Here is an 18,553-nt window from a genome sequence, read left to right as displayed (position 1 = left end):
TATTCTGCGGACATCATCGGGCGTCGGGCGACTCTGCGGAGCCATACGGCAATCACTCCTTCAAGAGTTAAGAGACGGCTTCCGCCGTCTCTTAACTGTTTTCTCGCAAGGAGCATGCCTAATTCTGAATAGGGGAATCCGAAAGTCCCCCGTCGTACTCCTCCAGATACTTTCTGGCGCAGGCGGCATCCGAGAGCCCCTTCTCATAGCCATGGGCCCGGCGAACCATCAGCTCGTGCCCCTTGCCTGCAAGCAGGAGCAGGGTCGGCCCCTCTGCCGCTCGAATTGCCGTTCGGATGGCCTCCTCCCTATTTGGAATGATCTCATAGGGGGTCCCGAAGGGCTTGATATAGGAGGCGATCTCCCCGGCAATCTCCGCCGGATCCTCCTTGCCCGGATCATCTTCCGTCAGATAGATGTAGTCGGCATTGGCGGCCGCGACTTCCCCCAGATCTCTGCGGCGATTGATCGCCTTGCCTCCCGAGGCGCCGAAGAGGGCGACGATCCGGCGGTTCGGAAATTCCTCCCTGGCAGCCGCAAAGAGCTTCTCAAAGGAGAGGCGGTTGTGAGCATAGTCGATAATGGCCACGATCTTGCCGTCGGCGCTCATATACTCCTCCATACGGCCGGGCACCCGGGCGATCGCAAGCCCCCTTCGGATACAGGCATCGCTGATTCCATAGTGGTCCGCAATGGCAATGGCCGCCAGGGCATTGGAGACATTGAAGAAGCCGGGAATTCCCAGGACATAGGTCCTCTCCTGTCCGCGGACCCTGGCCTGAAAGCGGGTCTCTCTTCCGGCCTTATGTATATCGTACCCATAGACATCGGCCCCCGGATCGATCTCTGAGAAAGTCAGCACCTGCTCCGCCCTCTCGGCATAGGCTGCCATCTCCTCGGAGTGGTCTGTCCCCAGATGCACAAGAGCTGTCCTGCACTGGTCGAAAATCTTGAGTTTGGAGGCGAAATAGTCCTCCCAGGTCGGATGCTCAACCGGAGAAATATGGTCATAGCCGATATTTAAGAAGGCCCCCACATCAAACTTGACATCCAGGACCCGGTCGTACTTGAGCGCCTGGGAAGATACCTCCATGGTCACATAGTCAAGCCCCGCCTCTCTTGCATTGGCGAAATGTTCCTCCAGGTCCAAGGGCTCCGGCGTTGTCATCCTGGAGGGGCTGCAGACCTTGCCGTCCGAGGTCAGAATGGTGGAGATCAGACCGGACGGCAGGCGTCCCCGCTCTTCTTCATAGACGTCAAAAATCGACTTGAGAAAGAAGGCCGTCGTGGACTTGCCCTTGGTCCCGGTGATTCCGACCAGACGGAAGGCCTCCCAGGGCCTGTCGTAGAAGAAATTGGCGCAGGAGGCCATCGCCTCCCGAATGTCTGAGACCCCGATCCATGGCAGATCAACCTGTGAATACTCCCGCTCGCTCAGATAAAAGGCTGCCCCGGACGCGGCCGCCATCTCCAGAAAGTCCGGCTTGAAATTAGCCCCTTTACATATAAAAAGGGTGTCTTCCGCCAGTTTGCGCGAATCACAGGAGACCAGGGCCACTTCCCGCCTGCACTTGTCTCCAAGCCTCTGCCTCAGGGCATCCTCGGGCTCTAAGAGCAGGCCTCTTGCGGCCAGCATTTGCAAATAGTCCTCTAACAAGTGTCTCATGCTGCATCTCACTTCTGCTTCTCATAGTAGGTCGCGAACTTCTTCACATGGCTGTGCAGATTGTGCCAGACCCAGAGCTTATGGCGCAGGCTCTTCTCATCCGGGGAGATGAGGGAATTGCTGACATGCCCCTCTGCCTCCATCCGCCTCATAAAGGCGTGGTACTTGGATGGCACATAGTCGTAGGAGACCTTCTTGGGAACCACTCTCCACAGGCTCTCCCCGCGACAGAGTTCGAACTCCATATCCTCTTGCAAGATGAGGTCTCTGACCCAGTAGCCGGCCACATTGTAACCGGCCGCGGTCACATAGTAATTGGACCGTCCCTGCCGGCAATTGATCTCGAAGACCTTGTATTTGCCGTCTCTCTCGTCGTACTTGATGTCAAAATTGGAGAAGCCGGTGTAGTGGATGTCCTCCAGGAAGCTCCGGATCCTGCTGCAGAGTTCTTCCAACCTGGCATCCGGCTTCTCGGTGATGACAACGGCGTGGTTGCCCCTGCCATGAGGAGTGTGCTCTTCCAAGAGCGTGTGGCCCGGACACATCATCTTGACCTGCCCCTTCCGATCGGAATAGCAGGTCAGGACCCGCATGTAGGAGTCGTCTCCCGGAATCATGTCCTGAATAATCATTGCGTCCGGATAACCGGCCGCGTAGCAGCGGTCCAAGACATCCAGAAGGGACTTCTTGTCCTTTAGGACGAAGACCTTGTCATTGCCCGGGAAGGGATGACGCCAGTAGAGGGCCGAGGAAGAGGGCTTACAGATATAGGGGGGATTGAAGGGGAGATCGAAATCATGCCCCATCTCCTTTCGGTAAATAAAGGTAGCGGGATGGTCGATCTCGTACCGGTCCGCCAGCTCGTAGAAGTGCTCCTTTCGGATCAGTTCTCCCATCAGCTTGCTGTCAATATAGGGGACGAGGACATTGTCCGGATACCGGTCCCTGTGCTTCGTCACCAGGAAGACATAGTCATCGGAACAGCCGATGGGTATGACCTTCCCGTCCCTGTGCTCCTCAGCGAAATCGCAGATCAGCTTAACCAGAGTGTCGGCCTTCTCCGCGTTGGCGTTGACCCGGTAGTCGATCAGACTGGACCGATAGGCCGGGCCGGAAGGGTACTTGCCATAACAAGTCACCTTGATCCGGTACTGCTCATAGAAAGCTCTTGCAACGGAGTAGACATTGATATCACCTCCGAAGAGGAGGGGGTAGATTTTCTCATTCATCATAAATCACCTGCTTGCTCCGGGCGGGCGACCGCACCGGATGCCTGAATCTGACCGGGAAGTCTCCGGGACTCCACGCCTCTTATTCTACAACTTTCACAGACAAATATCCCCAGCCCCTTCCGCCGGCCTGGAATTCTTTCCGACCGTGCGGATTCCGGCAAAATCCCTAGACCAGGGTCGGGGTCAGACCGAAGAACTTGATGCACTCCTCGGCCAAGACCTCCATGGCGTCGATATAGAACTCGGACAGGCCGTGGTACTCTCGATAGACGGACAACTCCGTACACCCTAAGATAGCAGCGTCGCAGCCGGCCTCCCTTACCGCCCGGTCGATGGCCGCAAAACTGTGGCGCTTTCCTCTCTCACCGGCCTTGATCTCCTCATAGATCAGGGACATGACCCTCTTCTGGATTTCCGGATCCGGCTCATAGGGCGTCATCCGAACCGCCTCAAGAGCCTTGCGGTAGATACCTGTCGCAATGGTTCCGTCCGTCGCAAGAATCGCCACCTTCTTCTTTCCCGCCTCCGCGAGCCTTCTTACGGTCTGGCGGGGCATGTGAATGATCGGGACGGACAGGTCCTCCTGCAGGCGGTCGGCAAAATAATGCGATGTATTGCAGGGAATGGCAATCGCCGAACAGCCGCAGGACTCCAAGAGCCGGCAGTCCTCCAAGAGCCGGTCCCGGACCGGTCCCTCCTCTCCCGACAGAATCGCCGCCGTCCGATCCGGCATCCCGGTGTCGGAGTATATCAAGGTCGGTATATGGTCCTGGTCCCGGGCCGCCGGGGTCCGGTCCAGAATCCACTGGTAGAAGATCTGGGTGGCCTGGGGACCCATTCCGCCCAGTATTCCGAGTTTTCCTGCCTTTCGATCTGCCATATCATCTCCATTTCATCTCTTGGGCCGGCTGCCCGCGGGTTAATCCCGGGCCAGGGCAAAAGAAGGTCAATCCTGAACCGGTCCGGTCAGAAGTTCCAGCAAATGCTCCGTCTGTAAGTCCCTGCACATGGCGTAGAAGTCGGCCAAGGACAGGTCGTGGATCTGCTGTTTCTGCCCGCGGACAGTTACTGACACGGTTCCGTTCTCGACTTCCCTGTCACCGATCACCAGGATGTAAGGGTCACGCAGGGTCCGGAAGCGCTTGATCTTCTCATTCATATTCTTGTCGGCGTAGTCCGCCTCCACACGGATTCCCATGGCGCGGAGGTCCTCCTGGATCTTCCTGGCATAGGCATTGTGACTGGTCCGGATGGGGACAATCCCCACCTGATAGGGCGATACCCAGAAGGGGAAGTTGCCCTTGAAGTTCTCGATCAGGATCCCGATGAAGCGCTCCATGGAGCCAAAGATGGCCCGGTGGATCAGAACCGGCTGCTTCTCGCTTCCGTCCTGGGCAGCGTACTTAAGTCCGAAATTGAGAGGCAACTGGAAGTCCAGCTGAATGGTTCCCATCTGCCACTCTCTTCCCAGGGCGTCCTTCATCTGCAGGTCGATCTTGGGTCCATAGAAGGCGCCGTCTCCCTCGTTGATATCGTAATTGCCCTCCCCATACATGTTGTTGAGGATCTCCTTGAGCTCCTCCTCCGCCTTGTTCCAGGTCGCAATGTCTCCCATGTAGTCATCGGGTCTGGTGGACAGCTCCGCATGGAAGGTCAGGCCGAAGGTAGCGTATATCTCGTCCGCAATCGACATGATATCGCCGATCTCGCTGGCGATCTGGTCCTCCGTCACCAGGATGTGGGCGTCGTCCTGCCGGAACATCTGCACGCGGAAGAGCCCGTTTAACTCGCCGGACTTCTCCTTGCGGTGAATCACATCCACCTGGGAGACGCGGAAGGGCAGATCCCGATAGGAGCGCAGACCGTTCTTGTAGTACATAATGGCATTGGGGCAGTTCATGGGCTTGGCCGCATAATAATCGGATTCATCCTCCTTTTCTCCCGGGATGATGAACATATTCTCCTTGTAGTGGCCCCAGTGGCCGGAAGTGGCCCAGAGTTTCTGGTTGTTGATGACAGGAGCTGCGATCTCCTGATAGTCGTGGCGCTCATGTACGCTTCTCCAATAGTCCAGAAGCGCATTGAAGAGCTTCCAGCCTCTGGGCAGCCAATAGGGCATGCCGGGCGCAGACTCGTGGAACATGAAGAGCTCCATGGCCGGTCCCAGCTTCTTGTGGTCCCTCTCCTTAGCCTCGCGCAAGAGCCTCTGATGCTCCTTGAGCTCCTCCTTGGACGGGAAGGCATCCACATAGATCCTCTGCAGGGTATCGTTCTTCTCATCCCCCCTCCAATAGGCGCCGGAGGTAGACCGAATGGCAAACGCGGCGGACAGGAGGTCCCTTGTATTATCCACATGAGGGCCTCTGCAGAGATCGATGAAGTCATCCCCTGTCTTGTAAATGGTAATCTGAGCATCTTCCGGCAGATCCCGGATGATCTCTGTCTTGTACTTCTGATCCCTGAAGAGGTCCAGAGCCCGGTCTCTTGAGACCTCCTCGCGCTTGAAGTCCTCCTTGCGCTTTAGGATCTCCTTCATCTTAGCCTCGATTTTGGGGAAATCCTCCTCCGTAATTGATTCCGGCAGCTTGAAATCGTAGTAGAAGCCGGTCTCGATCTGGGGGCCGATCGCATACTGGGTCTTCGGCCCGTAGAGCTCCACAACCGCCTTGGCCAGAATGTGGGCCAGGGAATGCCGATAGACCTGCAAGAATTCTTCTCTCTCCATTTGTTTATCTCCTCTCCTGTGATCCTGCCGCTTAGGGACCAGGATCCTCCGTCAACACCTGCCAACAAAAAAGCACCCGGCACGCCTCATTGCGTGCTCAGGGTGCTTCATGCACGGTTCCACCTAAGCTTTTCACTCATTCTCCCGTAACGGGGGATACCGTCAGATCTTACACACTCTCTGTAGCCCTCGGACAGACCGGAGGATGAGCTTGGGACCTGCAGCTGGGGAGTGGTCTTGGCAGATCCCGAGGCCCAAATGACTTCCAGCCTTGGTCATTCTCTCTGCTGAGTCTCATTGGGATCTGTTACTGTCTCCGTCAACGCCTTTGTCTATAAGTGCCTACAGTTTATCTTTTGCGTCTGCGCTTGTCAACCGGGATTCCGTTCTCGGAATTGCGGTAGGCCAGGGGGGTCATGGCAAAGAGCCGCTTGAAGGTGCGGTTGAAGTGCTCCACATTGGCATAGCCGGACTCATAGGCGATGCTCTCCACCGTGGCGACTCCGTTTTTGAGCAGGGACTTGGCCCGCCGCATTCGCTCCGCAGTGACGTGCTCGCCGAAGGTCCTGCCGGACTTCTCCTTAATATACTTGGAGACATAGGGCTCCGACAAGTGGAAGGTCTTGGACATCGTATCCAGCGTGACATTGCGGTAATTCTGTCGAATAAAGCGGAGCATGGCCGCAAGGCGGGGGTCCGTACTCTGATCCTGCTTGGCGATCCTCGGCAGCTGGTTGACCGCCACGCAGAGAGCGTGGATTGAGGCGGTCAGAATATCTTCGTTGATGCCGGCACCCCAGTACTCCTCCTCTCCCGAGGAGATCCCCACATAGGCAATGGCCTTCGAGGCCGAGCCCCTGGACAGGGTGTGTTCCTCATAGGCGGTCAGCTCATAGCTGACATTGAAGAACTCCTTGATGGCGTTGGAGGCGGCGTCCAGGCGTCCGTTTCCAACCGTCTCGACCTTGTCCTCTCGTCCCCCGCTGCAGATCTGAACACGGGCTACAACCGCATCGCCCATTCGCTTGAAGTCCGTATCTCCTATGGAGAAATGGGGCATGGAGTCCACAAACTCGCTCCGGAAGGCCTTGTAGACCTCTTCCGGCGTCAGCTCCTGATGCATCTGATCGGAGATCTGCTTGATGGTGTAGCTCACCGCCTCTCGCATCTTGACCGGGAGCGTCAGGGCGAAATTGTGCTTGAGAATATAACTGATTCCTCCCTTGCCGGACTGGGAATTAATGCGGATGACGTCTTTGTCGTAATTGCGGCCGACATCCTGGGGATCGATGGGAAGATAGGGCACGGTCCAGGGCTCTCCGCTGATCTCCCTCTCTCTGGCCGCCATTCCCTTGGCAATTGCGTCCTGATGAGAGCCGGAGAAGGCCGAGAAGACCAGGTCTCCGGCATAGGGCTGCCGACAGGATACCTCCATCTGGGTCAGGCGCTCATAGGTCTGTCGGATCCTTGGCATATCGGAGAAGTCAAGGCCCGGATCAATGCCGTAGGAATAGAGATTCATCGCCATGGTCACCAGGTCCACATTTCCGGTCCTCTCTCCGTTGCCGAAGAGGGTTCCCTCCACCCGGTCCGCACCGGCCAGGCAGCAGAGTTCCGCGTCAGCAACCGCGCAGCCCCTGTCATTGTGCGGGTGCAGGGAGAGCACGACATGGTCCCGGTACTTTAAGTTCTCTGAGATATACGCGATCTGGCTGGCCAGGATATGGGGCATGGCCGTCTCAACCGTTGCCGGGATATTGATAATGCACTTGCGGTCGGCGCTGGGCTTCCAGACATCAAGAACCGCATTGCAGACCTCAAGTCCGTAGTCCACTTCCGTGCCGTGGAAGGACTCGGGCGAGTACTCAAAGGAGAAATCCCCCTCTGTCTTCTCGGCCAGGTCCATCAGCATCTTGGCCCCGTCCGTTGCCAGTCTTCGGATCTCCTCCTTATTCTTGCGGAAGACCACATTTCTCTGGGCGACCGAGGTTGAGTTGTAGAGGTGGATCACCGCATGGGGCGCCCCAGCGACCGCCTCGAAGGTCTTCTTAATAATATGGGGCCTTGCCTGGGTCAATACCTGCACCGTCACATCCTCGGGAATCATGTCCCGGTCGATCAGAGCCCTCATAAAGTCATACTCTGTCTCAGAGGCCGCCGGAAAGCCAACTTCAATCTCCTTGAAGCCGATCTCGACCAACATGCGGAAGAATTCCAGCTTCTCCTCCAGGCCCATGGGCTCGATCAGGGCCTGATTTCCATCCCGCAAGTCAACGGAGCACCATATGGGCGCCTTGTCCAGGTGATCCTTCCTGACCCAGTCCGTCTCCAAAACGGGGGGAAGAAAATACTGCCTCTTGTATTTCTCAACATTTTTCATCGCAAACCTCCTAGGGCCCCCATCAGCCTGAATTCTCCCGAAGCCCTTTATTTTTTCCTATGGTAACACAATAATTTTTGTTAGTCAGTGTTTGATTTTATCTTCTTTTATTGATTTTTTTTATTTTGTCTGCTGTTTTTCGCTCTTATCGCTCGCAAAGTCGCTATTTTCTTGCGCAGTGCCTTCTCGGCAAGTAAAATTAGTAGTGTGTGGGCCTCCGCGGTCCCTGCTACGAAAAGGAGATTTGCATATGGACATTACCATTATCCTACAGATGATCGGCGGCCTGGTTCTCTTCCTCTACGGGATCCAGTACCTGGGCGATTCTCTCAAGAAGGTATCCTCCGGTCGCATGGAGAAAATCCTTGAGACCCTCACCTCCAACAAGTGGAAGGCGGCCCTTCTGGGAATGCTGGTCACCGCCGTCATCCAGTCCTCCGGGGCGACCATCGTCATGTGCGTCGGCTTCGTCAATTCCGGCATCATGAGCCTGACCCAGTCTGTCGGCGTCATCCTTGGCGCCAACATCGGTACCACGATCACAGCCTGGCTCTTGTCCTTATCCGGGATCACCTCGGACAACATTGTCCTCCAACTTTTTAAGCCGGCCAATTTCTCCCCGATTCTCGGTTTCATCGGCCTGGTCATGTTCCTGGTCGCCAAGAGAGAGCGGACCAGGGATATCGGCTCCATCCTCCTCTCCTTCGCCATTCTCCTGATTGGAATGAGTTCCATGTCAGCGGCAGCGGCCCCCCTCTCCAACAACGAGGCCTTTACCGGTCTTCTGACCGCCTTCTCCAACCCCATTCTGGGCCTTATCGCCGGTCTCGTCATGACCGCCATCCTTCAATCCTCCTCCGCCTCAATCGGTATCCTGCAGGCCCTTTCCACAACGGGGACCGTCAGTATGGGCGCAGCCATCCCGATCATCATGGGCGAGAACATCGGCTCCGCCCTGACCGGTGTCATCTCCTCCATCGGAGCCTCCCGCAACGCCAAGCGCGCCGCCTGGATCCAGATGTTCTACTGCATCCTGAAGACCTTCAGCTTCATGCTGGGCTTCTACTCCCTGAACATGATCTTCCACTTTCCGGTCATGCAGCAGGCCGCAAATCCTGTTATTATCGCCGTCTTTCACTCCATCTTCAACATCGCGGCGGTTGTCATCATGCTTCCCATCTCCGATGTCTTGGTCAAGATGGTCGAGACCGTCTTTCCCATCACCGAGGAGGAGACCAAGGCCAGAGAGAGCATGCACACCTTCGATGTCTTGGATGAGCGCTTCCTCGGATCTCCCGTCCTGGCCCTGGACCAGTCCAAAGTCGTTCTCATGGAGATGTTCCGGCACTCGAATGACGCCATGAACGATGCCATGGACCTGATCTTTAAGTACGATGAGAAGAAGGCCAAGAATGTCATCCAGTTGGAATCCCTGGTAGACCAGTATGAAGACCGGCTGGATTCCTACCTGACCCTCCTGGCCACCAAGACCCGCACGGAGCATGAGGCCAACCGCCTGACCATGCATGTTCACTCCACCAATGACCTGGAGCGCATCTCTGATCATGCCCTCAATATCGCCAAGTCCATCACCAAGATGCATGAGAGCGGCCAGTCCTTCTCAGATGCGGCTAAGGAAGAGCTCAAGGTCTTCACGGATGCGGTCCGTGAAATCCTGAACCTGACCATGCAGACCTTCGATGAGAACAACCTGGAACTTGCCCGCAGCGTCGATCCCCTGGAAGACACCATCGACTTCCTCAACATGGAGATCAAGGACCATCACGCCCGCCGTCTGCAGCACAATGAATGCTCTATTGCCTTGGGCCTGATCCTCTCCGATATCACCATCGACCTGGAGCGTGTTGCTGACCATTGCGCCAATATGGCGGTCTACATGATGGCCACCAATGACAACAGTTTCGTCACCCATGATTTCGTCCAGAGAGCCCGGGAGGCCAAGGACAACAACTTCGAGATCCTGGTTGCCGGCTACATGTCTAAGTACAAGCTGCCCAAGTCCAAGTTTAGGACCCATATCGACCGGGAGGATGAATCCTGACCATCCCGGCCGGTCCTCCTCAGGCAATTCCTGTCCCTGTCAAGAGAGAAGCTCCCGCGGACCAGTCGGTCTGCGGGAGCTTCTTATGATTCTTTACTGATTCTTTGCTAAGTCTGATGCTTCCTGCTCTTATGGCCCCCGGTCCGCCCGGAAGGTCCGGAGGACTTACCGCGTCTTACTTGAGGAAATCAAGCAATCCGGTGGACTGGAGGAAGAGGACCAGCATCATCACGGGAGCCACGAACTTCACCATGATGACATAGACCTGCTTGCGGCTCATCTTGTGTCCGGAGGACTCCACCTCATCGGTGACATATTTGGGGCCTACAATCCAACCGATCAGAATGGTTGACAGGAGGGCTATAAAGGGCATCAGGAAGCTGTTTGAAATATAGTCCATGATATCCAGGAGCTGGCCGGTAGACCCGTTGGGAAGCTTGATCTCCACATAGAAGAGGGAGTAGCCAAGGGCAATCACAACAGAGGCCAGGCAGTAGATGACGGAGGCGACAAGGGTTGTCTTCTTTCGCTCGGTATGAAAGATCTCCATGCAGTTGGCCACCACCGTCTCCAGGACAGAGACGCAGGAAGTCAGTGCTGCGAAGGCCGCCATGATAAAGAAGATCAGGCCGAAGATGGGGCCGACAATTCCCATCGCCGCAAAGACCTTGGGAAGAGAGATGAACATGAGAGCGGGACCGGCACCCATTCCATCGGTTCCAGAGAATACAAAGATGGCCGGGATAATCATCATTCCCGCCAGGAAGGCAACCAAGGTGTCAAAAATCTCGATCTGGGCGATGGACTTGGATAAGTTGACGTCCTTCTTCACATAGGACCCGTATGTGATCATAATTCCCATAGACACCGACAGAGAGAAGAAGAGCTGACTCATGGCATCTAAGAGAATCTGGAGAAAGCGGCCCAGGGTCAATCCCTCCAGGTTTGGGGTCAGGTAAATCGCCAGTCCCTGCAGACCTGTGCGGCTGACGCCGTCTGCGTCCCTATGACTGAGGCAGAGGGCGAAGACGGCGATCAGGACGATCATGACAAGGAGGATGGGCATAATAAAGCGTGAGGCCTTCTCTATGCCGCCCTCAACCCCCTTATAGACAATCACAGCGGTGATCAGCATGAAGATCAGGGCATAGATGACCGGGGATAGCTCTCCTGTGATAAAACCGGTGAAGTACTTGTCTCCCGCCGCCGCCTTGGTCTCTCCAAGCAGATAGCTGACAATGTAGCGGGAAATCCAGCCTCCGATCACCGCATAATAGGTCATGATCAGGACCGGGACAATGAAGGTAAGGACCCCCAGGAATCCCCAGCCCTTCTTCATCTTGGCGTAGGCCTTGACGGAGGACACCCCTGTCCTTCGTCCGATTGCGATATCCGAGGTCAGGAGGGTGAATCCGAAGGTGACCACCAGGGCCAGATAGATCAAGATGAAGAGTCCTCCTCCGTCTTTGGCCGCCAGGTAGGGGAAGCGCCAGATATTGCCGACGCCGACCGCAGATCCTGCTGCCGCCAGGACGAAGCCCAGCTGGCCCGTGAATGTTCCTCCCTGATTTTCCTTACGCTTCATGGTTCACCCCGTATTTCTCTGTAATGATTCCGGCAAGTACCTCGACACAGGTGTTGACTCCGATGGCTCCGACATCCAGACTGATCTCGTAGTGACGGCTGTCTCCCATCATATGTCCCGTGTACTGCCTGCAGTAGTTCTCCCGCATCTGGTCTCTGTGCGCGATGTACTTGAGGACGTCTCCTGTGTAGCCGCCCAGCTCCTTTGCATGCGCCTTGCGGCTCTCGAGATCGGCGTGCAGATAGATGCGAAAGACGTCCACGCCCGCCTTCTTTAAGGTAAAGTCGGAGCACCTGCCGATGATGATACAGGGATGCTCCCTGGCCAGCTCCAGGATCAATTTCCGCTGAGCCCGGTTGATCTCATCGTGGGATGAGGTGTAGGCGGCGGAATTATTGAGGACCGTGTTCAAGAACATGGATCCCCTGGAGATCTCCTCTCCCTCTCTTGCCACCTCATCCTCTCCGTAGCCGGACTCAAGCGCCGCCCGCTTCTGAAAGTCCTTGTCGTAGAAGGGGATGCCCAGGCGCTCCGACAACTTTCTTGCGATGGTAGATCCATAGGCGGCATACTGTCTGGAAATCGTTATTACCGGTAATTTTCTCTCCATAACTCACACTCCTTAGAATAGATTTCCCTGATCCTCCATGGTCTCAAGCATGGAGGAAAGACGATCCCTGTCAAAATAGTCCATGGTAAAGGGCTTCATCGCCAATGCCATCAATTTCATGGGATTGTCATCTGCGGCAATCCGGTTGGATGACGTAGCCCCGCAGTAAGTACAGCGATGAATCAGAGCCCACTCTCCGTCAGACCTGGTCCACACACCGATGGGCTCCATCACCGCGCCGCAACTCGCAGCCCGGTCCCCCGGCCGCTCGTCCACATGCTTGGAGCACAGACAGTTGGGGCAGTGATTTCTGTGGTTGGATCCGGCCCCGTTGGAGACAATCAGCCAGCCGCAATTCTTGCACTTGAACGATTCCACCGCGGGATTCTTCATATAGTAATTCTTGTCATACTTGCGGCGCTTATTCTCACGATTCACGATTCCAGCCCTCCATCGATCCCTGTCCGCCCATCAGGTCCAGAAGTTCCTGCATTCGCTCCAGGGGAAACGCGGGCGCTCCCAGGGGGCCTGCCGCAAGGCTCATCAGCTTGACCGGATTGTCTTGGCCTGTCATAGGCGTCGTGTGCAAACTCCCGCAGACAACACAGCGGTGTATAATCTCTCCCCGTCCTCTGTCCTTCACCCAGATGGAGATGGGCTCGAATTCACCCCCACACTCATTCTCCTCCGAGTCATAGGCATGAACTGCGGACAGGCAGTTGGGGCAGTGTTCCCACGATATATCCTCAAGTCCCTCCTCAGCGGTCCAGCCGCAGTAAGGGCACTGATACACTTCCTCTGCGCACATTTTCCTCTATCTCCCTCTGCTCTTTATTTCCATACTTCCGATCTCACGCCCCGGCCGGGTCTGAGATCTGTCCCTCTCCTTATCCCCGACTTGCGGGAAGGATCCGCCCCAGAAACCGGTGCTTGCCTCCCATGCTCTCATAGACGCGGATCTCGCAATTCTTCAGCTTGGGACGCCAGATCACGCCCGTCGGGGCGCCCTCCATGTAACCGATCAGGGCCCGCATGATCCCGCCATGGCAGGTCACCAGGATATTCTCATAGCCCTTGGCCACCCCCTCCTGCTCTATATCTCTTAAGAAGGAGACCGACCGTCTGCGCATGGACTCAAGAGGCTCCACGGTCGGGGGACAGGGGAAATACTCGGCATAGCGCCAGTAGAGGCTCATCCTGATTCCCAGAGCCCAGTAAGGTCTTCTCTCATACCTGCCGAAATCCGTCTCTGTAATACGGGGATCGACTGTGACGGCCTCCCTCGGTCTGCCGGACAGGATCGAGGCCGTTTCAATGGCCCGATCCAGGGGGGACGCATAGACCGCGTCAAAGACCGGCTCTTCTCCCAGGAAGTCCCGAATCGCCCGCCTGGCAGATTGGGCCTGCCTTATGCCGGTCTCATTCAGGGGTTCATCGGTTCTTCCCTGCATGAGATGCGCCCTATTCAGATTCGTCTGCCCGTGACGGCTGATCCAGATCTTCATATTCACCCCCGGAGGTCATAGAGTCCATATTATAACCTCCGATTCACTCTTCACGCAAATCTCGGCCCTTCCCTTGCCTTCGGATCAGATCCTTTCTCCTCTTGCATCCTGATATCCCGGCAACTCTACCCCATTATATAGAATTTCCCCCGATTCGGAAATGAATTCGAATAAATCCGGATTTGTTGGATATCCAACGATTATCTCCCTCATAAATCCGTAAGATAGCGATAATTCATTACAGAGTCATCCATAGGGAAGAAAGGCATACGATTATGGAAAACAAAATGTTCTGTTACCAGTGTCAGGAAACGGCCGGCTGCACCGGCTGCACGGTTTCCGGTGTCTGCGGCAAAAATCCGGAACTTGCCGCCATGCAGGATCTTCTGGTCTATGTGACCAAAGGGCTCTCCTCCGTCACAAGTCAACTGCGCGCCGAGGGCAAGAGCATTGACCAGGCCGTCAACCACCTGATCTCCGTCAACCTCTTTGCCACCATCACCAACGCCAACTTCGATCTCGACGCCATCCGGGCGAGGGTGGAAGAGACCCTGGCCTGCAAGGAACAATTACTGGCAGAAGTCCGGGACCGGGACTCCCTGCCCCAGGCAGCGACTTGGAAGGGCGACCGGGACTCCTTTGCGGCCAAGGCCGCAAGCGTCGGCGTTCTTGCCACAGAAGATGAAGACATCCGGTCCCTGCGAGAGCTGATCTCCTATGGACTCAAGGGTCTCTGCGCCTACACCAAGCACGCCAATGCCCTGCTCAAGGACGACGGGGAGCTGGACGCATTTATCCAGAGGGCTCTGGCTGCAACTCTGGACGATCGCCTGAGCCTTGATGATCTGGTCGCCCTGACCTTAGAGACCGGCAAGTTCGGTGTTCAGGGCATGGCCCTTTTGGACAGTGCCAATACGGGCGCATACGGCAATCCCGAAGTCACAGAGGTCAACATCGGGGTCCGCGACAACCCGGCCATCCTCATCTCCGGTCACGACTTAAGGGATCTGGAAATGCTCCTGGATCAGACTAAAGGCACCGGGGTCGACGTCTATACCCACTCCGAGATGCTTCCGGCCCACTACTATCCCTTCTTCAAGAAATACGATCATTTTGCCGGCAACTACGGCAATGCCTGGTGGAAGCAGGCCTCAGAGTTTGCCTCCTTCAACGGCCCCATCCTCATGACCACCAACTGCATTGTTCCCGTCCGCGACTCCTATCGGGACCGCATCTTCACCACCGGAGCCGCGGGCTATCCCGGCGTCAAGCACATCGATGCCGCCTACGGACAGACCAAGGACTTCTCCGAGATCATCGCCCTGGCCAAGACCCTGCCCTCTCCCACGGAAATCGAGACCGGCTCCATCGTCGGCGGCTTCGCCCACGAGCAGGTCTTTGCCCTGGCCGACAAAGTGGTTGACGCCGTGAAATCAGGCGCCATCAAGAAGTTCGTCGTGATGGCCGGCTGTGACGGCCGACAGAAGTCCAGGTCCTACTACACCGAATTCGCGGAGAAAATGCCCAAGGATGCCCTTATCCTGACGGCCGGCTGCGCTAAGTACAAGTACAACAAGCTGGATCTGGGCGATATTGCGGGCATCCCACGCGTCCTGGATGCGGGACAGTGCAATGACTCCTACTCTCTGGCCCTGATCGCCCTGAAGCTCAAGGAGGTCTTGGGCTTGGATGATATCAACGATCTTCCCATTGTCTACAATATTGCCTGGTACGAGCAGAAGGCCGTCATCGTCCTTCTGGCCCTGCTCTATCTCGGCGTCAAGAACATCCATCTGGGCCCCACCCTTCCGGCCTTCCTCTCCCCCAATGTCGCCAGACTCCTGGTTGATCGCTTCGGCATCGCAGGCATCGGGTCTGTCGATGATGACCTCGATCTCTTCTTCGGCGATATCGCCTGACCCGGATCCCCTGGGGGATGACCCGGCCCGCACTGGCTGAACGCAGCGATAAGCTCTATACTGGCAGTGACGGAATTTCCCGTCCGATCAGAAAGGATCCGATATGTACGCTACCGACATTATGCGCGCGGAGCATGACAATATCTTCCGCTTCTTAAGGGCAGTGCGCGCCCTCTCCTGTCAGGTTCTGGAGGGCCTCCCCGTCCCTGTCGGCGATTATCGCAAGATCATTAATTTCGCCCGCAATTACGCGGACCACCAGCATCACGGCAAGGAGGAGAATTTTCTCTTCGACCGGATGGTTGAAGAGCTTGGCCCTATCGCCGACAAACTGATTCATCACGGCATGCTGGTAGAGCATCATCTCTGCCGCAGCTACATCATGGATCTGGAGGCGGCGGTAAATCTCTATGAGGAGGAAGCCCTGCCCATCCATAAGCTGGATATCCTGGCCGCGGCCGAGGGCTATGCCACGACCCTGCACCGCCACATGATCAAGGAAAATGACCTTGTCTACCCTCTGGCCGAGCGGTCTCTCTCCCGGGAGGTCCAAGGAGAGATCGACACCCTGGTGGAGGCCTTCGAGCGGAAGACCTCCACGGAGGGCGTCCAGGACCACTACCTGGCGATTGCAAATGAGCTTTGCGATAAATACGGGCAGGTCGAGGACCAGCATGACAAGACAGACAGGGCTGTCTCCCTGTCTGCGGCATTCAGCCGAGCCAATTCCCCGCGAAAAGAGGTGAGAAAATGACGCAAGAGAATGAAGCCGGCTACCGTCTGCTCCGCCGGGCTCAGAAGTCTATTCTGAGCGCCCAGGAGGACCTGATCGAAGCCAGATCACAATTGTCAGAGTCTGCCCCCTCATCCCCGTCGGATCGGGACCGGGACTGGAACCCGGATCAGGTCCTGGACCGGATGAGCCATTCTCTTCACCTGGCGATCCTGGAACTGGATGATATCCTCCCGGACACTTTGACAGAGAAGGGCTCCGGCCCGGTCCCAGATCATCCCGTCGAGAGACTTGTGAACCTGGTCCCGGAAGCTGCCGTAGAGCGAATCAGTGAGATCCTCCCCGACCGGCCCAAACCGGCAGTCTACTCCCGGCTGGATCAAATCCCAAGAGGACAGGCCGACGACCAGATCACACCCGGCGCCCTCGTCCTGGAGGGAGGTGCCTTCCGCGGCCTCTACACCCAGGGCGTCCTGGATGCGCTCATGGAGGCCGGCATCAATTTCCAGACGACGGTCGGAATCTCTTCCGGCGCCCTCTCCGCCCTGAGCTATGTCTCCGGTGAAATCGGCTGGTCCGCCCGCCTGAACTTGAGCCTCCGCCATGACTCCAACTACATCGGTTTCCACGCCATGCGCCGTGACCACGGGATCACCGGCTTCTCCTATATCTTTGAGGACCAGCTCAAGAACCACCCCATCGACCTGGATCGACTCAATGATCCCAGGCGCCGTCTCCTGGTGGGAGCGACAGACATGAATACGGGCCTGGTACATTTCTTTGAAAAAGGGCACTGCAAGGACTTCTTCCTCGCGGCCCGGGCCTCGGCGACCGTCCCCTATGTCTCCCGTCCAGTCGTGATCGATCAGACTCCCTATTTGGATGGGGGGATGGTCTGCAATATTCCCTACCAGTGGGCCATCGACGGGGGATATCGGAAGATTATCGTCGTCAAGACAAGGGACAGAAGCTACAGAAAGCCTACCGGAGGAGCTGGCCGCCAGCAGAGAATCAACTATCTCTACTACCACAACTATCCGAAGCTCCTGGAGCAAATCGCCTCCTCCGGTGAGAAATACAATGCTCTTTTGGATCGGATTGAAGGGGATGAGGCGGATGGAAAGATCTTCGTCTTCGCCCCGAAAGACCCGGTCAGGATCAATCGCTTTGAGTCAGACATGGAGAAGCTGGGCCAGCTCTACTGGGAGGGCTATCGGGAGGCGCAGGAGGCAATTCCCGCCCTGAGGGAATACCTGGCAAAATAGGATGAAATCCGGACCTATAACTCTAAAGCCCCCTCCGGACCGTACTCGGTCCGGAGGGGGCTTTATGATGCCGCTGGTCGGGCTCGAACCGACACGGTGTTGCCACCACGGGATTTTAAGTCCCGCGCGTCTGCCAATTCCGCCACAGCGGCAGATCTGCCGTATGGATTCCATACAACAAAAATGGGACCTATAGGGCTCGAACCTATGACCCTCTGCTTGTAAGGCAGATGCTCTCCCAGCTGAGCTAAGATCCCACATCCTTCATGCGGAGTATCTCTTGGAACCATTCGCATGAAAACGACCTAGGAGGGGCTCGAACCCTCGACCTCCGCCGTGACAGGGCGGCGCTCTAACCAACTGAGCCACTAGGCCAAATATGCAATTACCCCTCGGGGAAAAGTGGACCTTCAGGGACTCGAACCCGGGACAAACCGGTTATGAGCCGGTTGCTCTAACCAACTGAGCTAAAGGTCCAGAAAGCCGATGATCGGACTTGAACCGATAACCTGCTGATTACAAATCAGCTGCTCTGCCAATTGAGCCACATCGGCGCACTTAGTGACTCCGACGGGGTTCGAACCCGTGTTACCGCCGTGAAAGGGCGATGTCTTGACCGCTTGACCACGGAGCCCAAGCTCCTCTATCTCATTTCCGTTGAGATAAAGAAAACTCCCCAAGTAGGGCTCGAACCTACAACACCTCGGTTAACAGCCGAGTGCTCTACCATTGAGCTATTGAGGAATATTTCAGAAAGTATTCGGTTAGGGATACCTTCAAAACTTCATACAGATGAATAAACAAGCCAACACATTTTCTAGGAAAATGGTCATCTCGCATTCGTGCTTCGCACGCCTGCTCGATGTGTTTG

14 protein-coding genes and 7 tRNA genes are annotated in these 18,553 nt (G+C 56.3%); 4 read left to right on the top strand and 17 right to left on the bottom strand.

The window, feature by feature from the left end:
- Window positions 1–118 precede the first annotated feature (118 nt).
- The 5 genes from ACO5R6_RS03970 to ACO5R6_RS03950 form a co-directional block, all read right to left on the bottom strand.
- Window positions 119–1,666 (bottom strand): Mur ligase family protein, encoded by a 1,548-nt coding sequence (locus ACO5R6_RS03970; protein ID WP_485625890.1) that lies wholly within the window; start codon window positions 1,664–1,666, stop codon window positions 119–121.
- A gap of 8 nt (window positions 1,667–1,674) precedes the next feature.
- The gene (locus ACO5R6_RS03965) at window positions 1,675–2,898 is read right to left on the bottom strand and encodes a carboxylate--amine ligase (RefSeq protein WP_485625889.1); all 1,224 of its coding nucleotides are present in this window, start codon (window positions 2,896–2,898) and stop codon (window positions 1,675–1,677) included.
- Between the two features lie 166 nt (window positions 2,899–3,064).
- Window positions 3,065–3,778 (bottom strand): cysteate racemase, encoded by a 714-nt coding sequence (cuyB, locus tag ACO5R6_RS03960; RefSeq protein WP_485625888.1) that lies wholly within the window; start codon window positions 3,776–3,778, stop codon window positions 3,065–3,067.
- 66 nt (window positions 3,779–3,844) lie between these two features.
- The gene (gene thrS / locus ACO5R6_RS03955) at window positions 3,845–5,623 is read right to left on the bottom strand and encodes a threonine--tRNA ligase (RefSeq protein ID WP_485625887.1); all 1,779 of its coding nucleotides are present in this window, start codon (window positions 5,621–5,623) and stop codon (window positions 3,845–3,847) included.
- A gap of 349 nt (window positions 5,624–5,972) precedes the next feature.
- A complete protein-coding gene (locus ACO5R6_RS03950) occupies window positions 5,973–8,003 on the bottom strand; it encodes a 2-isopropylmalate synthase (protein ID WP_485625886.1) in 2,031 nt (676 codons plus the stop codon).
- A 250-nt stretch (window positions 8,004–8,253) separates the two neighbouring features.
- Between ACO5R6_RS03950 and ACO5R6_RS03945 the strand changes: the two genes are divergently transcribed.
- The gene (locus tag ACO5R6_RS03945) at window positions 8,254–10,065 is read left to right on the top strand and encodes a Na/Pi cotransporter family protein (protein WP_485625885.1); all 1,812 of its coding nucleotides are present in this window, start codon (window positions 8,254–8,256) and stop codon (window positions 10,063–10,065) included.
- A gap of 175 nt (window positions 10,066–10,240) precedes the next feature.
- On the opposite strand, the gene ACO5R6_RS03940 is transcribed toward ACO5R6_RS03945, so the two are convergent.
- The 5 genes from ACO5R6_RS03940 to ACO5R6_RS03920 all read right to left on the bottom strand — a co-directional run bounded on the left by ACO5R6_RS03940 (window position 10,241) and on the right by ACO5R6_RS03920 (window position 13,765).
- A complete protein-coding gene (locus tag ACO5R6_RS03940; RefSeq protein WP_485625884.1) occupies window positions 10,241–11,650 on the bottom strand; it encodes a sodium-dependent transporter in 1,410 nt (469 codons plus the stop codon).
- Window positions 11,640–12,260, bottom strand: coding sequence for a cytidylate kinase-like family protein (locus ACO5R6_RS03935; RefSeq protein WP_485625883.1), 621 nt, complete (start codon window positions 12,258–12,260; stop codon window positions 11,640–11,642). The genes ACO5R6_RS03940 and ACO5R6_RS03935 overlap by 11 nt, the downstream gene beginning before the upstream one ends.
- Window positions 12,261–12,272: 12 nt before the next feature.
- Window positions 12,273–12,698 (bottom strand): RNHCP domain-containing protein, encoded by a 426-nt coding sequence (locus tag ACO5R6_RS03930; protein WP_485625882.1) that lies wholly within the window; start codon window positions 12,696–12,698, stop codon window positions 12,273–12,275.
- On the bottom strand, window positions 12,688–13,068 hold the full coding sequence (locus ACO5R6_RS03925; RefSeq protein WP_485625881.1) for an RNHCP domain-containing protein: 381 nt from the start codon (window positions 13,066–13,068) through the stop codon (window positions 12,688–12,690). Before ACO5R6_RS03925 ends, ACO5R6_RS03930 begins: the two co-directional genes overlap by 11 nt.
- Before the next feature lie 79 nt (window positions 13,069–13,147).
- Entirely contained in the window at window positions 13,148–13,765 is a 618-nt protein-coding gene (locus ACO5R6_RS03920) for a histidine phosphatase family protein (RefSeq protein ID WP_485625880.1), read from the bottom strand.
- Between the two features lie 275 nt (window positions 13,766–14,040).
- Between ACO5R6_RS03920 and hcp the strand changes: the two genes are divergently transcribed.
- The 3 genes from hcp (at window position 14,041) to ACO5R6_RS03905 (ending at window position 17,682) form a co-directional block, all read left to right on the top strand.
- Window positions 14,041–15,684 (top strand): hydroxylamine reductase, encoded by a 1,644-nt coding sequence (gene hcp / locus ACO5R6_RS03915; protein ID WP_485625879.1) that lies wholly within the window; start codon window positions 14,041–14,043, stop codon window positions 15,682–15,684.
- Between the two features lie 103 nt (window positions 15,685–15,787).
- Complete coding sequence (locus ACO5R6_RS03910; protein WP_485625878.1) at window positions 15,788–16,438, top strand: hemerythrin domain-containing protein; 651 nt, start codon at window positions 15,788–15,790, stop codon at window positions 16,436–16,438.
- Window positions 16,435–17,682 (top strand): patatin-like phospholipase family protein, encoded by a 1,248-nt coding sequence (locus tag ACO5R6_RS03905; RefSeq protein WP_485625877.1) that lies wholly within the window; start codon window positions 16,435–16,437, stop codon window positions 17,680–17,682. Before ACO5R6_RS03910 ends, ACO5R6_RS03905 begins: the two co-directional genes overlap by 4 nt.
- Before the next feature lie 68 nt (window positions 17,683–17,750).
- Here the strand turns inward: ACO5R6_RS03905 and ACO5R6_RS03900 are convergent.
- The 7 genes from ACO5R6_RS03900 to ACO5R6_RS03870 all read right to left on the bottom strand — a co-directional run bounded on the left by ACO5R6_RS03900 (window position 17,751) and on the right by ACO5R6_RS03870 (window position 18,426).
- Window positions 17,751–17,834, bottom strand: a tRNA-Leu gene (locus tag ACO5R6_RS03900).
- 32 nt (window positions 17,835–17,866) lie between these two features.
- Window positions 17,867–17,939 (bottom strand) — tRNA-Val (locus ACO5R6_RS03895).
- Between the two features lie 44 nt (window positions 17,940–17,983).
- Window positions 17,984–18,057, bottom strand: a tRNA-Asp gene (locus ACO5R6_RS03890).
- A 28-nt stretch (window positions 18,058–18,085) separates the two neighbouring features.
- Window positions 18,086–18,159, bottom strand: a tRNA-Ile gene (locus tag ACO5R6_RS03885).
- Window positions 18,160–18,163: 4 nt separating this feature from the next.
- Window positions 18,164–18,236: transfer RNA gene (locus ACO5R6_RS03880), tRNA-Thr, on the bottom strand.
- 8 nt (window positions 18,237–18,244) lie between these two features.
- Window positions 18,245–18,316: transfer RNA gene (locus ACO5R6_RS03875), tRNA-Glu, on the bottom strand.
- A 38-nt stretch (window positions 18,317–18,354) separates the two neighbouring features.
- A tRNA-Asn gene (locus ACO5R6_RS03870) sits at window positions 18,355–18,426 on the bottom strand.
- Between the last annotated feature and the right edge of the window lie 127 nt (window positions 18,427–18,553).

Source organism: Shuttleworthella sp., from assembly GCF_057251025.1.
The sequence above is the reverse complement of the archived record's forward strand: the minus strand, read 5'-3'. Positions and strand labels throughout refer to the sequence as shown.

Coding starts and splice junctions, on each gene's coding strand:
- ACO5R6_RS03970 (WP_485625890.1), bottom strand. CDS start 1,666: ATGAGACACTTGTTAGAGGACTATTTGCAAATGCTGGCCGCAAGAGGC.
- ACO5R6_RS03965 (WP_485625889.1), bottom strand. CDS start 2,898: ATGATGAATGAGAAAATCTACCCCCTCCTCTTCGGAGGTGATATCAAT.
- cuyB (WP_485625888.1), bottom strand. CDS start 3,778: ATGGCAGATCGAAAGGCAGGAAAACTCGGAATACTGGGCGGAATGGGT.
- thrS (WP_485625887.1), bottom strand. CDS start 5,623: ATGGAGAGAGAAGAATTCTTGCAGGTCTATCGGCATTCCCTGGCCCAC.
- ACO5R6_RS03950 (WP_485625886.1), bottom strand. CDS start 8,003: ATGAAAAATGTTGAGAAATACAAGAGGCAGTATTTTCTTCCCCCCGTT.
- ACO5R6_RS03945 (WP_485625885.1), top strand. CDS start 8,254: ATGGACATTACCATTATCCTACAGATGATCGGCGGCCTGGTTCTCTTC.
- ACO5R6_RS03940 (WP_485625884.1), bottom strand. CDS start 11,650: ATGAAGCGTAAGGAAAATCAGGGAGGAACATTCACGGGCCAGCTGGGC.
- ACO5R6_RS03935 (WP_485625883.1), bottom strand. CDS start 12,260: ATGGAGAGAAAATTACCGGTAATAACGATTTCCAGACAGTATGCCGCC.
- ACO5R6_RS03925 (WP_485625881.1), bottom strand. CDS start 13,068: ATGTGCGCAGAGGAAGTGTATCAGTGCCCTTACTGCGGCTGGACCGCT.
- ACO5R6_RS03920 (WP_485625880.1), bottom strand. CDS start 13,765: ATGAAGATCTGGATCAGCCGTCACGGGCAGACGAATCTGAATAGGGCG.
- hcp (WP_485625879.1), top strand. CDS start 14,041: ATGGAAAACAAAATGTTCTGTTACCAGTGTCAGGAAACGGCCGGCTGC.
- ACO5R6_RS03910 (WP_485625878.1), top strand. CDS start 15,788: ATGTACGCTACCGACATTATGCGCGCGGAGCATGACAATATCTTCCGC.
- ACO5R6_RS03905 (WP_485625877.1), top strand. CDS start 16,435: ATGACGCAAGAGAATGAAGCCGGCTACCGTCTGCTCCGCCGGGCTCAG.